This is a genomic window from Nonomuraea diastatica (assembly GCF_004349015.1).
GTDB lineage: Bacteria > Actinomycetota > Actinomycetes > Streptosporangiales > Streptosporangiaceae > Nonomuraea > Nonomuraea diastatica.
Genome location: NZ_SMKP01000024.1, coordinates 30,780 through 44,336, shown reverse-complemented (window position 1 = coordinate 44,336; position 13,557 = coordinate 30,780). Strand labels below are relative to the sequence as shown.

The following is a 13,557-nucleotide window of genomic DNA, read 5'->3' as shown; positions in this document are numbered from 1 at the left end:
CGGCTCACGTGCGGACGTAGCGGTCGAGGACGGTGCGCGTGGCGGCGCGGATCGACGGGCCGGGATCGTCGGGCACGCCGGTGGTCAGCGCGGTGAACAGGATGCCGAGGACGCTCGTCTCCAGCAACATCGCGTCCTGTTCCGTGATGGCGATGCCGGCGGCCCGGCACTGGCGCACGATGAGGTCGCGCCGCTCCCGCAGGGCATCGGCCAGCATGCCCTGCAGGATGGGGTTGCGGGTGCTTTCCAGGTGCAGCTCGAACAGCGCCAGCGGCTCGCCGCGCTCGTCGGCCGCCATCAGGGTGAGCACCTCCACCAGCGCCTCTTCCAGGTGGGCGGGGTCGAGCGGGCGCACCACGTGGGCGTCGACCCGTTCGGACAGGCGCCGGCCGATCCGCTGGATGATGGCGTCCATCAGGGCGTCGCGGGTGCGGAAGTAGCGCGAGGTGGTGCCGTCGGGGACGCCGGCGGCGGCGTCGACGGCCCGGTGGGTCAGCCCGCGGGAGCCTTTCTCCGCGAGCACCGCGATGGCGGCGCCGGCGAGGTGGTCGCGGCGCTGGGGGTTAGGGCGTGGCACGGTCGGGTCGATCTCCCCGGTCGGAGTGGTCTGTGGGGCCGCACCATTTCACCAGAGCCTGCCGGATGCCGTCGCGATCTCCGGCCCATGCCACGTATCCGTCGGGGCGGATCAGCGCCGCCTCCGGCCGCAGACCACCGAGCGGGCGCACCGGCCTGACCCGGTCGGCCCACGGCCGCGCGGCGGCGGTGTCACCGGAGGCCAGCAGGACGAACCGGCCCTCCCGAAGGACCTCGTAGAGGCGTCCGCCGGTGGTCGGCCCGTCGGGCGCGCGGCGGCCGGCCAGCTGGTGGGCGTGCGCGTCGCCGGGAGGGTAGGCGATCTCCAGCCCGGACATCAGCCCCAGGATGCGGCGGCGGCCGGGCCCGGTGTGCAGCAGGGCGGCCATGACGTGCCGGTTCATCCGCAGCCGGAGCCGCGAGCCGGTCAGGACCAGCCGGGTGAGATGGTCGGTCAGCGCCAGCACGGCGGCGCCCACCGGATGCCGCTCGGCGTGGTAGGTGTCGAGCAGCCAGGACGGAGCCCATCCGCGCAGGTCTGCGGCGAGCTTCCAGCCGAGGTTGACGGCGTCCTGGATGCCGGTGTTCATGCCCTGGCCGCCTATGGGAGAGTTCACATGTGCGGCGTCGCCGGCCAGGAACACCCGTCCCGCTCTGTAGGCGCGGGCCTGGCGGCGCTCGGCGGCGAAGCGGGAGAACCAGCGCGGCTCGCTCATCCGGTAGTCGGTGCCGGCGATGTCCTCGAACGCGCGGCGGATCTGCTCGAAGGCCGGTTCCCGGCCCGGGTCGTCCCCGTCCAGCAGCCACGCGCCGACCCGGAACCAGCCGTCGCCGAACGGGATGGCCACGACCGCGCCCGCCGAGCCGACCTGGGTGATGGGCGGCAGGTCCGGCCCGGGGATGCGGACGTCGGCCAGCAGCATGGGCAGGCTGTAGGTCTCGCCCGCGAAGCCCACGTCCAGCAGTTCGCGCACGGTGCTGTGCGCGCCGTCGGCGCCGATGACGTACCGGGCCGGCACCTCGGTGCCGTCCTCCAGCGCGAGCCGTACGGACGCGGCGTCCTGGGAGAGGCCGACGACGCCGGCGTTCCTGACGATCTCCACGCCGAGCTCGGCGGCGCGCTTGCGCAGCACCTCTTCGGTGCCGCTCTGCGGCACGATCAGCAGCATCGGGTAGCGCGTGTCGAGCCGTTCGAAGTCGACCCGGGAGGCGTAGGCGGGGTACACCGTGCGGAGCGGGTTTCCCCGCGCGACCAGCTCGTCTCCCAGGCCCCGGGCGTCGAGCAGTTCCAGGGCCCGCGCGTGCAGGCCGAACGCCCGGGTGACCCCGGTCTCACCGTTCCGCTTTTCGACGATTCTGCAGCGTACGCCGGCCAGAGCCAGCTCGCAGGCGGCCATGAGCCCGGTCGGGCCCGCGCCCACGATGACGACGTCGTCCATGAGTTCCTCGTTTCGCTACGAATGTATCGCTACATTTATAGCGTACCCGATCGCCGCTGGACTGTGAGACGCGCATGTCCAGCTCTGGGCCAGATAAGGTGAATGTCGGATATCGGGGAGGGGCGATGCAGGTAAGTCGCAGACGTGCCACGCTGGCCACCGTTGCCGCCGCGGCCGGCGTGTCGGTGGCCACCGTGTCCAAGGTGCTCAACGACCGCAGCGACGTCGCACCGGCCACCCGGGCCCTGGTGCGGTCCCTGCTGCAGGAGCACGCCTACGTCCCGCCGCGGCATGGCCAGACCGAGCCCACCACCGTCGAGGTGCAGGTGGACGAGCTCGGCGCCTACTCATCCAAGATCATCAAGGGCGTGATCGAGGCGGGCAGCGCGACAGGCGTGTCGGTCGTCATCACCAGAAGGGCCACCGGGCCCCTCGGCGTGACCGCCGGACGGCGGGCGCTGATCACTCTCTTCGAGGAGCCGGCCCCGCGACAGCTCGCCGCGCTCTCGCGGGCCGGCCTGCCGGTCGTCGTCATCGACCCGCTCGGCCTCCCCGGCGCCTCGGTGACCAGCGTGGGCCCCACCAACTTCGCCGGCGGCCTGTCCGCCACCCAGCACCTGCTGGCCCTCGGCCACCGCCGCATCGCCTACCTCGGCGGCCCCGCCACCGCGGCCTCCAACCAGGCCCGCATGCACGGCTACCGCGCCGCCATGGAGGCCGCGGACGTGCCCGTCCTGCACGGATACGTGGTCACACGCGGCTACTGCTATCCCGACGGGGTGCGGGGAGGCGCCACCCTGCTCGACCTGTCCCCCGCGCCGACGGCCGTCTTCGTCGCCTCCGACGAGGCCGCCCTCGGCGCGATCCACGCCGCCAGGGCCCGCGGCCTGCGCGTCCCCGAAGATCTCAGCGTCGTCGGCTTCGACGACACGGACGTCGCCTTCATGTCCTCGCCGCGGCTGACCACCGTACGCCAGCCGCTGCGTGAGATGGGGGCCGTCGCCCTGCGCACGGCCCTGCGCCTGGCCGCCGGCGAGGAGATCGAGTCCCGTCACGTCGAGCTCGCCACCGAGCTGGTCGTACGCGAATCGAGCCTGGCCGCCTGACCGCGGGCCTCAATGATCCGGCCCGGTCACCCGGACCGCCTCCCCGACCGGTAGTACACCGTGAGACGGAACGGATCGGGAGGACGTGATGGCGGATGGGTTCGCCGAATATGTCGGGCAACGCCACGAGCGGCTGTGCCGTACGGCGTACCTGCTGACCCGCGACTGGCAGGTCGCCGAGGACCTGGCGCAGACGGCGCTGGTCAAGGCATGGACGGCGTGGCGCAGGATCGAGGCCGACCCCGACCCGTACGTGTACCGGATCCTCGTCAACACGCACGCCTCCTGGTGGCGGCGCTGGCGGGGCGAGGTGCCGACCGAGGCGCTGCCCGAGGGCCCGGCAGGGCCTGACTTCGAGACGGGCGTCGCGCGGCGCTCGGCCCTGTGGGCGGCGGTCGGCGCCCTGCCGCCCCGGCAACGCGCGGCGCTCGTCCTGCGCTACTTCGACGATCTGACCCCGCAGCAGGTGGCTGACGCGCTCGGATGCTCGGTCGGCAGCGTAAAGAAGCAGTTGAGCAGGGCGCTGGCGCGGCTTCGCGTGGATCCCGCCCTGCACGACCTGAAGCTGGAGGTGCTCTGATGCCCGGATTCACAGAGGACGACCTGCGTGCGGTGTTCGCCGAGAACAGCGTCCGCGAGGTCGGGTCACCTCCCCGGGTGAGCGAGATCAGGCGACGGGGAACCAGGGCGCGCCGGCGGGTGATGGCGGGGGCGGCCGTGGCGGCGTTGGCGGGGGCCACCGCGACGGCCGTGCCCCTGACCGGAGCCATGGTGGCGTGGTCCGGCGAGGCGGCCACGGGCGTCCCCGCGCGCTTCCAGGCGGGAGTCGAACTGCCGCGGACCCTGGAGAGCAGGTACGGGCCCGTCTCGCTGATCTTCGGTCAGACCTATCAGTCCGTGGGCGAGAAGGTACGGATCACGTTCCGGCCGACCAGCGGCCACACCGGGGTCGCGCTCCGCTGCGCGGACCCGGAGGCGTGGGTGCTGGTCCGGGACACGCGGGGCACGTGGGACGATCTCGCCCCCTGCGTACGGCTGGGCCAGGGCCTCCAGGTCCAGTACGACGAGCGGTCCGTGACACCGGACTGGCTGCGGGCACCGCAGAGTCTGGAGGTCTGGGTCTTCCCCGCCGACGCGCCGATCGGATCGCCCACGCAGGCCGACAGGTGCGCCCTCGCCGACCGGCGGGCAGGGACGTGTGACGGACAGTGGGATCGCGAGGCGATCACCGCGATGCCGGAGCGTCTGGCGGCCGAGACCGGCCCCCGGCGGGGGCTCTGGTCGATCGGGGTCTACGACCAGGAGCCGCGCTCCGGCTCGTAAGGGTCGGCGGCATGGTCAGCCGGAGCGACGTCCCCCCGCATCCGCCGCGCCGCGCGGGCCGCGGCGCGGCGGATGCCCGCGTACCCGGTGCAGCGGCAGAGGTTGGAGGCGAGGACCTCGTCCAGCCGCCGCTCGTCGTGGTCCAGGTCCGGTTCCTCGGCGAGCGCACCGGCGAGCAGCATGAGGAAGCCGGGCGTGCAGAACCCGCACTGCAGGGCGTGCTCGGCGGCGAACGCCTCCTGCAGCGGATGCGGCTCGCCGTCACCCGCGAGCCCCTCGACCGTACGGATGTCGGCGCCGTCCGCCTGGACGGCCAGGACGAGGCAGGAGCGGATGGCGGTGCCGTCGACCAGCACGGTGCACGAGCCGCAGACCCCGTGCTCGCATCCCAGCGTCGTGCCGGTCAGCCTGAGCCCGTCGCGTAGCGCGTCGGCGAGGCTGGTGCGCGGCTCGACGTCGAGCCGGTGGGCGCTGCCGTTGACGGTGAGCTCGACGTTCATGATGTTCCCGTGTTCTCGACGGCTCGGGCGAGGCAGCGCCGCACCAGGGTGGCCAGCGCGTGCCTGCGGTAGGCGGCCGGCGCGTGCGGCTCGTCGGCCGGGTCGGCCTCGGTGGCGGCTCGTGCCGCGGCCTGCGCGAGCAGGTCCGGCTCCGGCCGCTCCCCCGTCATGAGGCGCTCGGCCTCGACGGCGCGCAAGGGGATGTCGGCGGCGTTGGCGAGCCCGATGCGGACCCAGGCCACGCGGCCCTCGGACACGCGCAGCATGACCAGGGCGGCGGCGAGCGCGAAGCTGCCGTGGGTGCGGCGGTGCTCCGCGAACGCCGCGACGGTCCCCGCCGGCGGGCGCGGCAGCCGTACGCCGGTGACGAGTTCCTCCGGCAGGCAGGCGGTGGTGAAGGGGCCGCGGAACCACGAGCCGGCGGGCACCGTACGCCGGCCGGACGGGCCGTGCAGCTCGATCCCGGCGTCGATCGCCATGGCCAGCGCGCACCACTCCGACGCCGGATGCGCCCAGGCCAGGCTGCCGGCGAAGGTGCCGCGCGCGCGGATGGGCGGGTGGGCGACGTACGGCGCGACCTGGCGGAACAGCTCGGCGAGCGGGTCGCTGAACCGGGCGCGCTCCAGTTGGGCGTGCCGGACCAGCGCCCCGATGTGCACGGAGCCGTCCTCGACCGCGATGTGCGACAGCCCGGGGATGCGGTTGACGTCGACCACGAGGGCCGGGCGCTGGGTCCGGTAACGCAGCTCGACGAGCAGGCTCTGCCCGCCGGCGAGCACGCGGCTCTCCGGCCCTCGCTCGCCCAGCACGGCCACCGCCTCCGGCACGGAAGCGGGCGCTACGTAGTCGAATTGTGGCGGTTTCATGTCCCTCATCCCGGGCATCCGATATCCACGTTGGTACCGAACGCGGGGGTGCGCAAACATTGCGGTACATCGGGATGCCGCTCGCGCGGCGCGAGGACCCCGACCTGCTCACCGGGCGGGCCCGCCGGGTCGCCGACCTCGATCTCTCCGGCACCCTGGAGCTCGCCTTCACCCGCAGCCCGGTGCCGCACGCGCTGATCGGCGGCGTCGACGTCGCCGCCGCGCTCAAGGAGGAAGGGGTGGCCGGCGCGTGGTCCGCCGCCGAGCTGCCCTACCTCGCCGCCCGTGCCGTGCCCGGTGCGGGGGACGCGCCGCCGTGGCCGCTGCTCGCCACCGGCCGCGTCCGCTACCCGGGCGAGGCGCTGGCCGTGACCGCCGCAGACACCCGTGCCCGCGCCGAGGACGCCGCGGAGACCGTCCGGCTGGACCTCGAACCGCAGCCCGCCGTCTGCGACCCGATGGCCGCCCAGGAAGCACCCCCGCTGTCCGGCGATCGTGGCAACGTGGTCGCCGAACGCACCTTCGGCGAGCCGGCCGGCGAGGTGTTCGCCACCGCCCCCGTAGTCGTCGAGGCCGCCTACCGCGAGCAGCTCCTGCTGCCCGCCTCCCTGGAGCCGAGGGCCGTCCTGGCCGACCCCGGCGACGGCGGCGGCCTGACCGTGTGGGCCTCCCACCAGGCACAACACCGCCTGCGCGACTCCCTCGCCGAGGCGCTCGGCCTGGACAGGGAGCGCATCCGGGTCATCGTCCCGGCCACCGGCGGCGCCTTCGGCGCCAAGAGCCAGACCTACCCCGAGTACGTGGTCGCCGCCCTGCTCGCGATCCACCTCGGCAGACCCGTGCGCTGGTGCGAGGACCGCGCCGAGGCCATGCTGGCCGGCCCGCGCGGCCGCGGCCAGAACCAGCGCGTACGGCTGGCGGCCGACGACGACGGCACCTTCCTCGCGTACGAGCTGCTGGTCGACGCCGACGTCGGCGGCTACCCGCACACCGGAGCCTTCGTCCCCATGATGACCGGGGCGATGAGCACCGGTGCCTACCGCACGCCGCGGGTGCACACCCGGGTCCGGTGCGTGCTCACCACCTCTGCCCCGACCGCGTCGTACCGGGGCGCCGGCCGCCCGGAGGCCGCGTACGCGCTCGAACGCACCGTGGACCGGCTCGCCCGGCGGCTCGGCATGGACCCCGCCGAGCTGCGCCGCCGCAACTTCGTCCGCCCCGGGCAGTTCCCCTATCTCACGCCGACAGGACGCACGTACGACTCGGGCGACTACGCCGCCACGCTGGACCAGGCGCTGGCCGCCGCCGGCTACGACGACATCCGCGCCGAGCAGGCCAGACGCCGCCAGGAGGGCGGGCTGCCGATCGGCGTGGGCATCGCCACGTACGTCGAGCGCTCGGGAGGGCCTCCGGACAGCGACGAGTTCGGCAGCGTGGAGGCATGCGCGGACGGCACGTTCATCGCCCGCGTCGGCTCCACATCCACCGGGCAGGGCCACCTCACCGCGTTCGCGCAGGTTGTGGCGTCGGTGCTGGACGTGGACGTCGGCCTGGTCCGCGTCGTCGAAGGCGACACCGGCGAGATCCCCTACGGGTTCGCCACCTTCGGCAGCCGTTCCATGCAGGTGGGCGGGGCGGCACTGTGGCGGGCCGCCGAGTCGCTGGTCGCCGCCGCGCGCCGCCGGTGCGCCGGCCTGCTCGGCCTGCAGGAGGACGACGTCTCCTACGCGGAGGGCCGGCTGCTGGCCGGCGCCTCGGAGCCGCCATGCCCGCGCGCAGAGGACGCCCCGGGCGCCGGTCTCGACACGGGCCCGATCACCGGGCTGACCCTCGGCGAGCTGGTCGCCCGCACCGGCCCGCTGTGCGCCGAGGAGGTCTTGGCCCCGCCGCAGGCCTTCCCGTACGGCGCGCACGTGGCGGTCGTGGAGATCGACCCGGATCTCGGTACGGTCCACGTGCTGCGGCTGGTCGCCGCGGACGACTACGGGGTGGTCGTCAACCCCATGATCGTCGACGGCCAGGGCCAGGGCTCGATCGCCCAGGGCCTCGGGCAGGTCCTCTACGAGCAGGCGGTCATCGGCGCCGACGGCATGCCGTACGCGCGCACCCTGCTGGACTACCTCCTGCCCACCGCCGCCGACATGCCGCCGGTCACCCTGGTGGAGACCGTCACGCCCAACCCCAGCACGCCGCTGGGCGCCAAGGGCGCGGGCGAGGCCGGCTGCATCGGCATCCCGCCCGCCGTGGTCAACGCCGTGTGCGACGCCCTCGACGTCGACCACATCGACATGCCGCTGACACCCGCCGCGGTATGGGCGGCGGCTGCCCGGCACGGCTCGCGCGCGTGACCTTTCCCGGCCCGGCGCAGGTCGGCGAGGCTGAGCCCGAGGCCGGCGTCGGCGAAGGCAGCTTCGACGCTGCCCGGCTCGGGCGGCATGCGGCCCGCGATCACGTCGAACAGCCGCCGGCCATCGGGCAGCAGCTCGTCATCCACCCGCTGTCCACCGCGCGGTCCTTCCGACAGGGAGGGGTCGGCGTAGGTCGAGGTGCCGCTTCCGCCGTCCCAGCCGAACTGGCCGATGGAGGCGTAGTCTCCGCGGTAGGTGCGCACCGCCATCCCGAGGCCCCAGCCGCCGTGCTGGCCTTGGCCGAAGGAGAGGTGGACGTTGTTGACTGCCATGGCGTGTCGGGCGGCTTGCTGCTCGGGCGTGAGCCGGTTGGTGGTCATCAACTCGACGGCGGGCCGGGACAAGATCCGCTGATTGCCGTGCATGCCGCCGTTCAGCAGCATCCGGAAGTAGGCGTGGTAGTCGTCGGCGGTGGAGACCAGCCCGCCGCCGCCACCCTGGAACGCCGGAGGCCGGCTCCACCGTCCCCCCTTGGTTTCGTCCCACACCAGGAACTCGCCGCTCTGCGGGTCGGGCGCGTACAGGGTGGGCAACCGGTCGATCTTGTCGGCGGGCACGTGGAAACCGGTGTCGGTCATGCCCAGCGGATCGAAGATGCGGTCCCGCAGGAACTCCTCGAACGACTGGCCCGTCACCCTGGCCACCAGCACGGCGAGCACATCGTGGCTGATCTGGTATTGCCAGCGCTCCCCGGGCTGGTACATCAACGGAAGCGTGCCCAGGCGACGCATCCACTCATCCGGCCCGGGCATCGGCTCCGGCAGATCAGGCGTGAGCCCTTGCTCGAAGATCGCACCCATGATCGGCGCGCCCAGCGCTGTCATATCCATGCCGAGCCCGAACGTAGAGGTCAGCAGGTCCCGCACGGTGATCGGCCGCCGCGCCGGCACGGTATCGTCCAGCGGGCCGTCGATCCGCTTCAGCACCCGCCGGTCCCCCAGTTCCGGCAGCCACGGATCCACCACGTCATCCAGCCGCAGCCGGCACTCATCCAGCAATACCATCGCCGCCGCCATCGCCACCGGCTTCGACGTCGACGCCATCCGGAAGATCGTGTCCCGCCGCATCGGCGCGCCACCGTCATGACGCATCGTCCCGATCGCCTCGACATGCGTCTCACCGCCCCGGCCAACCAGGGCGACCAGCCCGGGAATGTTCCCGGACTCGACATGCCGCACCAGCACCTCACGCAACCTGCGCAGCCCTGCTTCGGAGAAGCCGCTGTTGCTTCTTTCCATCATGAATCTCCTTACCACCAGTGTTCGATCTTGCGAGACTGCAATCGCTGAACCGTTCGTGGCATCCACGATCGCCGACCGTTCTGATACCGGGCCGTTGCCGTCCTGACGCCGCCGTTGACACGACACCGCATGGTCAACGGCGAGCGCCAGGGATGGTCAGCTAGTCGAGGGCTCCGGTGATCTTGCAGGCCATCTCAGAGGAGCGGGATCGCCACCGTCAGCACCCCGTTGTCGACCACCAGCACCAGCGTGCACAGGCATAGCACAGGTCAGCCACCGCCGGGATGGCCGCCGGGTGGGTCGGCGGCCGCATCGTCGCGGCTCAGCCAGGTGAAATCCGGGGTGTCCAGCACCTCGCGGAAGCCCAGATGGGTGGTGAAGAAGTGGCGGGAGCTTGCCAGATCGTCGACGGTGAAGACGACCGTTGAGGCGAGAAGGGTCATGGCGTATGCGGTTGCCTAGCACGGTTTCCCCCAATGCGGTGATCCATCCGTGATCAGGGTTGCGGGTATGGCCGGGCCGGGGCAATGTCGGATCTTGCAACGCTGCGTTATCCGCAGACCTAACGACAGGGAGGACACGCGGGAGGTCAGCGACGTCGAGATCTTCCTGACGCTGGCCGAGGAGCTGCACTTCGGGCGCACCGCCGAGCTCCGTCCCCTCTTCGACGCGTTCGCGGCCCACCGCCCCCCTGCGAGCCGCTGCGTGCCAGGGAGGCCGACGTGCTGCTGGCCTGGCTCCCAGTCGAAGAGCGCCTTCCTGCCTCATCACCTCGTACGCCGTCGACCGACCGCCCTGCGCCCGTCAGCGCGCGAGGGCGAGGCTGAGCGGGACGACAGCCGGCAGCTCCCCGACCCCGCGATCCAGGACTGCGGGCGCCGCCGCCTGGCCAGGATGGTCGCCGCTCCGGGCCGACCTGCGCGTGTCCCGCGGGCCCTGCCGGAAGGCGACCTGAAGCGGATCGTAAGGTGCACCCTCCAGGATGAGAGTCACAGCGGGACGGCGCGCTGAGCGGCTCCCGTCACGATCGGCGGAACGCGTACTGACATCAGGAGGAACCCGGAATGCGCAAGATCATCAACTCGACCTACATCAGCCTCGACGGCGTCATCGAGGACCCGTCGTGGACGATGCCGTACTTCGACGACGAGGCCTCCACGTTCGCCGGCGAGCAGACGGACTCGGCCGACGCGCTGCTGATGGGCCGCCGCACCTACGAGGGTTTCGCGGCCGCCTGGCCCAACCAGGACGAGAGCGACCCGAGCACCGGCGCGGCCTACTTCAACAACGTCAAGAAGTACGTCGCCTCCACCACCCTCACCGACCCGGAGTGGAAGAACAGCGAGGTGCTGCAGGGCGACCTCATCGAGGAGGTCACCCGGCTCAAGGCCCAGGAGGGCAAGAACATCCTGACGTACGGCTACGGCACGGTCACCCACGCCCTGGTCAAGGCAGGCCTGGTCGACGAGGTGCGGTTCTGGATCACCCCCGTGTTCGTGGGGGGCCCGTCGATCTCGGCGCCGCTGAGCGACATCCAGACCACGCTGACCCTGGCCGCCACCAAGGTGATGAAGAGCGGCGTGATCATCGCGACCTATACGTCGGCCGCCCAGTAGGGGGCGCGGCCGCCGGAAAACCGGTTGAGCCGTCCTCCGGCGTTGCAGTAGATTCCCCGGCGACCCCCGTCGCAGTGAGGACAGAGGACAACACCGCGTGACGCCGCCTGCTCTTCAGACCTGACACCTTCTTCCGCTCACCTTCAGGCCGACCCTGCCGTCGGCTCTGCCGGGCTGCCCGTGTGCGCCCGGTCATACAGCGCTTGAGGCCGCGCGCAATCGGCCTCGTGTCAGGTCTAGAGAGATCATGTCTTCACAACCTCATACTGTGCTGCCCTGGGTCGTCCGTCGGACCAGGCTGCCTCTGCTGTCGTTGCGGTGCGTGGCCTGCCGGTCGGAGTCGGCCACCACCGCCAAGGGCAGGTTCCGCGTCAACGCCAACGCCAAGCTGCTGGACGTGTGGCTGCTGGTCCGCTGCGTGTCCTGCGATCGGACGAGCAAGCTCACCGTGCACGAGCGAGCGCCGGTCAGATCCTTCGATCCGGCCGAGCTCGACGGCTACCACGCCAACGATCCGGAGCTGGTGGCTTCCAGGCTGTTGGATCCGATGTTCGCCCGGCGCAACCGCGTCACCCTGGACTGGAAGGGGGCCTGGCGGCTGGACACCCCGTCGGCATGGCTCGACGAGGGGTGGCCGGTTCAGGTGGAGGTCGTCTTCGAGGCTCCGGTGCCGGTGCGCCCGGAGCGGCTCATCGCGCAGGGGCTCGGCCTCAGCAGGAACGAGGTGCTGCGCCGGATCAAGTGCGACATTCCGCTGCGCCGTCCGACGAGCGCCGGGTTCACCTACACCGTGATGGCCGGGTGCTAGAGCCGCGGCGCACGATCCCCTGAGCCGGACCCGCTCAGGTTCACGGCTGGCTACCGCACCCCCAGGCGCCCGCCCGGGGGTGCGGTAGCGGGACGGGAAGGTGTCCTGCTCGATGGGCCGGGCCGGCGTTGCCGGTCAGGGGTGCAGGAGGACCTTGATGGCACGGCGTTCGTCCATCGCCCGGTATCCCTCGGCCGCCTCATCCAGGGGAAGGCTGAGGTCGAGGACCCGTCATCTCTTTGATCACGGCCACGCCGTCGGCGCCGCGTTCGGTGACGATGTCGGTGGCGCCGAAGGAGCGGGCGAGTTCCTGGCGCGGGGCGTGGCGGCTCATCGCGATGATACGTTCGGCGCCGAACTGCTTGGCGGCCAGGACCGTGCACAGGCCGACGGCGCCGTCACCGACGACGGCGACGGTCTTGCCGAGGCCGGCCGCGGCGGCGACGGCGGCGAACCAGCCGGTGCCGAGCACGTCGGAGGCGGCCAGCAGGCTCGGCACCAGGTCCGCGTCTGGCATGGCGGGGGTGGCGACCAGGGTGCCGTCGGCGAGCGGAATCCGGGCGAGCTGGGTCTGAGTGCCGATGGTGCCCATGAGCACGCGGTGCACGCATCCGCTCTGGTAGCCGGCCCGGCAGATCTCGCAGGTGTTGTCGGTGGCCCAGAACGAGCCGACCACGAACTGGCCCGGCTTGACGGTGGTGACCTGGCTGCCCGGCCGCGACCCCTACAACAAGGACTTCACCGACCTGTTTGGGGAGCTGTCCACCCGCAGCGACGACTTCCGCGCCCGCTGGGCCGCCCACAACGTCCGCCTCCACCATGCCGGCACCAAGGCCTTCCACCACCCCGACGCTGCCCCCACCTCATGGCGAAAGATCACCTCCACCACGGTCAGAACCAGCGGGAACGGCCTCGCTGACTGCATGGATCAGCCCCGGTTGGACGGCGGCGGCTGGCGGCCCCCTGCGTGCGGTGGCTGTGGACGTGGTTCTGATCCGCGTGTTCGGCGAGCAGGGTGAGCGCCGCCCATTCCCGGTGGGGGGCTCTCTTCGCCCCCATGAGATTTAGAACCTGACAATGACGTCGTCGCTGAATTCGAGGCTGCGGGTGCATCGGCCAGCCATCATGTGTGCGCTTCGACCTTTCTGTCCCTTGCGGCCCTACGGACGGAGAAGGAAAGGACCGAGACCGCCTGGAGCCAGGTGCCTATTGTGTCAGCAGCTTTCTGTCGGCTGGCCTGAAGTGCCATGACACTATCGTGAGAATGAGAAGAAAGAGCGCCGGAAGCAATTGATACCAGGGGTCTCCTGAGGCGATGTGCGAGAACATCCCTCCTGTGAGGAGAAAGAAGAGCCCTGCATACGCCCATTCCTTGAGCAGCGGATACTTGGGGAGCACGATCGTCACCGCCCCCAAGAGTTTCCATATGCCCAGCATTGTCAGAATATAGACAGGGTAGCCTAGTTCCACAATGCCCCAAGCATAGGGTGGCGCCAATGCCCCCTCGCCTTCGACTCGCAACAATTGTTGAGCCCCGGAACCGACCAGCCCCGATGCGAGCCCGATGGTGGAAAGCCAATAGATGATCTTTCGGCTGCCGGCCATATCGCTTCGCTCCTTGTCGACTGACGCTGTTGATTGCGCTCGGACAGGCATTGCTTGTCTTCGAGCGGC

14 protein-coding genes and 2 pseudogenes are annotated in these 13,557 nt (G+C 71.5%); 8 read left to right on the top strand and 8 right to left on the bottom strand.

The genetic code is table 11. From position 1 onward, the window contains the following. Positions 1-4: 4 nt before the first annotated feature. Together E1294_RS11340 and E1294_RS11335 are read right to left on the bottom strand one after the other, a co-directional pair. Positions 5-577: a TetR/AcrR family transcriptional regulator gene (locus E1294_RS11340; protein WP_165977228.1), complete on the bottom strand. Its 573-nt coding sequence runs from the start codon at positions 575-577 to the stop codon at positions 5-7. Beyond that, positions 564-2,015: an FAD-dependent monooxygenase gene (locus E1294_RS11335; protein WP_132507579.1), complete on the bottom strand. Its 1,452-nt coding sequence runs from the start codon at positions 2,013-2,015 to the stop codon at positions 564-566. Before E1294_RS11335 ends, E1294_RS11340 begins: the two co-directional genes overlap by 14 nt. Before the next feature lie 125 nt (positions 2,016-2,140). On the opposite strand from E1294_RS11335, the gene E1294_RS11330 reads away from it, so the two are divergent. The 3 genes from E1294_RS11330 (at position 2,141) to E1294_RS11320 (ending at position 4,444) form a co-directional block, all read left to right on the top strand. Beyond that, positions 2,141-3,121, top strand: coding sequence for a LacI family DNA-binding transcriptional regulator (locus E1294_RS11330; protein WP_132507577.1), 981 nt, complete (start codon positions 2,141-2,143; stop codon positions 3,119-3,121). Positions 3,122-3,209: 88 nt separating this feature from the next. Beyond that, positions 3,210-3,701 (top strand): SigE family RNA polymerase sigma factor, encoded by a 492-nt coding sequence (locus E1294_RS11325; RefSeq protein WP_132507576.1) that lies wholly within the window; start codon positions 3,210-3,212, stop codon positions 3,699-3,701. Further along, the gene (locus E1294_RS11320) at positions 3,701-4,444 is read left to right on the top strand and encodes a hypothetical protein (protein WP_132507575.1); all 744 of its coding nucleotides are present in this window, start codon (positions 3,701-3,703) and stop codon (positions 4,442-4,444) included. Before E1294_RS11325 ends, E1294_RS11320 begins: the two co-directional genes overlap by 1 nt. Here E1294_RS11320 and E1294_RS11315 read toward each other — a convergent pair. Next, complete coding sequence (locus E1294_RS11315) at positions 4,414-4,944, bottom strand: (2Fe-2S)-binding protein (protein ID WP_132507574.1); 531 nt, start codon at positions 4,942-4,944, stop codon at positions 4,414-4,416. The two genes, E1294_RS11320 and E1294_RS11315, sit on opposite strands and share 31 nt — an antisense overlap. Further along, on the bottom strand, positions 4,941-5,810 hold the full coding sequence (locus E1294_RS11310; RefSeq protein WP_132507573.1) for an FAD binding domain-containing protein: 870 nt from the start codon (positions 5,808-5,810) through the stop codon (positions 4,941-4,943). The genes E1294_RS11315 and E1294_RS11310 overlap by 4 nt, the downstream gene beginning before the upstream one ends. Before the next feature lie 74 nt (positions 5,811-5,884). On the opposite strand from E1294_RS11310, the pseudogene E1294_RS11305 reads away from it, so the two are divergent. Next, positions 5,885-7,897, top strand: a pseudogene (locus E1294_RS11305) (xanthine dehydrogenase family protein molybdopterin-binding subunit); the annotation flags it as partial. Positions 7,898-7,926: 29 nt separating this feature from the next. On the opposite strand, the gene E1294_RS11300 reads toward E1294_RS11305, so the two are convergent. Both E1294_RS11300 and E1294_RS11295 read right to left on the bottom strand, forming a co-directional pair. After that, on the bottom strand, positions 7,927-9,459 hold the full coding sequence (locus tag E1294_RS11300; RefSeq protein WP_246082947.1) for a serine hydrolase domain-containing protein: 1,533 nt from the start codon (positions 9,457-9,459) through the stop codon (positions 7,927-7,929). A 269-nt stretch (positions 9,460-9,728) separates the two neighbouring features. Continuing rightward, positions 9,729-9,902 (bottom strand): VOC family protein, encoded by a 174-nt coding sequence (locus E1294_RS11295; protein ID WP_181958487.1) that lies wholly within the window; start codon positions 9,900-9,902, stop codon positions 9,729-9,731. Between the two features lie 94 nt (positions 9,903-9,996). Between E1294_RS11295 and E1294_RS11290 the strand changes: the two genes are divergently transcribed. From E1294_RS11290 to E1294_RS11280, 3 genes are all read left to right on the top strand, one after another. Further along, positions 9,997-10,470: a hypothetical protein gene (locus E1294_RS11290; RefSeq protein ID WP_132507572.1), complete on the top strand. Its 474-nt coding sequence runs from the start codon at positions 9,997-9,999 to the stop codon at positions 10,468-10,470. A gap of 53 nt (positions 10,471-10,523) precedes the next feature. After that, entirely contained in the window at positions 10,524-11,075 is a 552-nt protein-coding gene (locus E1294_RS11285; RefSeq protein ID WP_132507571.1) for a dihydrofolate reductase family protein, read from the top strand. Between the two features lie 268 nt (positions 11,076-11,343). After that, complete coding sequence (locus tag E1294_RS11280) at positions 11,344-11,883, top strand: DUF1062 domain-containing protein (protein ID WP_246082946.1); 540 nt, start codon at positions 11,344-11,346, stop codon at positions 11,881-11,883. A gap of 135 nt (positions 11,884-12,018) precedes the next feature. On the opposite strand, the pseudogene E1294_RS11275 reads toward E1294_RS11280, so the two are convergent. Continuing rightward, a pseudogene (locus E1294_RS11275) lies at positions 12,019-12,568 on the bottom strand (zinc-binding dehydrogenase); the annotation flags it as partial. On the opposite strand from E1294_RS11275, the gene E1294_RS57720 reads away from it, so the two are divergent. Next, complete coding sequence (locus E1294_RS57720; protein WP_342775044.1) at positions 12,528-12,902, top strand: MmyB family transcriptional regulator; 375 nt, start codon at positions 12,528-12,530, stop codon at positions 12,900-12,902. The pseudogene E1294_RS11275 and the gene E1294_RS57720 overlap by 41 nt on opposite strands. Positions 12,903-13,089: 187 nt before the next feature. Here E1294_RS57720 and E1294_RS11265 read toward each other — a convergent pair whose 3' ends face one another. Further along, the gene (locus E1294_RS11265) at positions 13,090-13,488 is read right to left on the bottom strand and encodes a DoxX family protein (RefSeq protein WP_132507569.1); all 399 of its coding nucleotides are present in this window, start codon (positions 13,486-13,488) and stop codon (positions 13,090-13,092) included. Positions 13,489-13,557 lie beyond the last annotated feature (69 nt).

What these genes read in the sequence shown, in the direction of transcription:
- E1294_RS11335 (WP_132507579.1), bottom strand. Translation starts at nt 2,015, where the DNA reads ATGGACGACGTCGTCATCGTGGGCGCGGGCCCGACCGGGCTCATGGCC.
- E1294_RS11315 (WP_132507574.1), bottom strand. Translation starts at nt 4,944, where the DNA reads ATGAACGTCGAGCTCACCGTCAACGGCAGCGCCCACCGGCTCGACGTC.
- E1294_RS11285 (WP_132507571.1), top strand. Translation starts at nt 10,524, where the DNA reads ATGCGCAAGATCATCAACTCGACCTACATCAGCCTCGACGGCGTCATC.
- E1294_RS11325 (WP_132507576.1), top strand. Translation starts at nt 3,210, where the DNA reads ATGGCGGATGGGTTCGCCGAATATGTCGGGCAACGCCACGAGCGGCTG.
- E1294_RS11300 (WP_246082947.1), bottom strand. Translation starts at nt 9,459, where the DNA reads ATGATGGAAAGAAGCAACAGCGGCTTCTCCGAAGCAGGGCTGCGCAGG.
- E1294_RS11320 (WP_132507575.1), top strand. Translation starts at nt 3,701, where the DNA reads ATGCCCGGATTCACAGAGGACGACCTGCGTGCGGTGTTCGCCGAGAAC.
- E1294_RS11295 (WP_181958487.1), bottom strand. Translation starts at nt 9,902, where the DNA reads ATGACCCTTCTCGCCTCAACGGTCGTCTTCACCGTCGACGATCTGGCA.
- E1294_RS11310 (WP_132507573.1), bottom strand. Translation starts at nt 5,810, where the DNA reads ATGAAACCGCCACAATTCGACTACGTAGCGCCCGCTTCCGTGCCGGAG.
- E1294_RS11330 (WP_132507577.1), top strand. Translation starts at nt 2,141, where the DNA reads ATGCAGGTAAGTCGCAGACGTGCCACGCTGGCCACCGTTGCCGCCGCG.
- E1294_RS11265 (WP_132507569.1), bottom strand. Translation starts at nt 13,488, where the DNA reads ATGGCCGGCAGCCGAAAGATCATCTATTGGCTTTCCACCATCGGGCTC.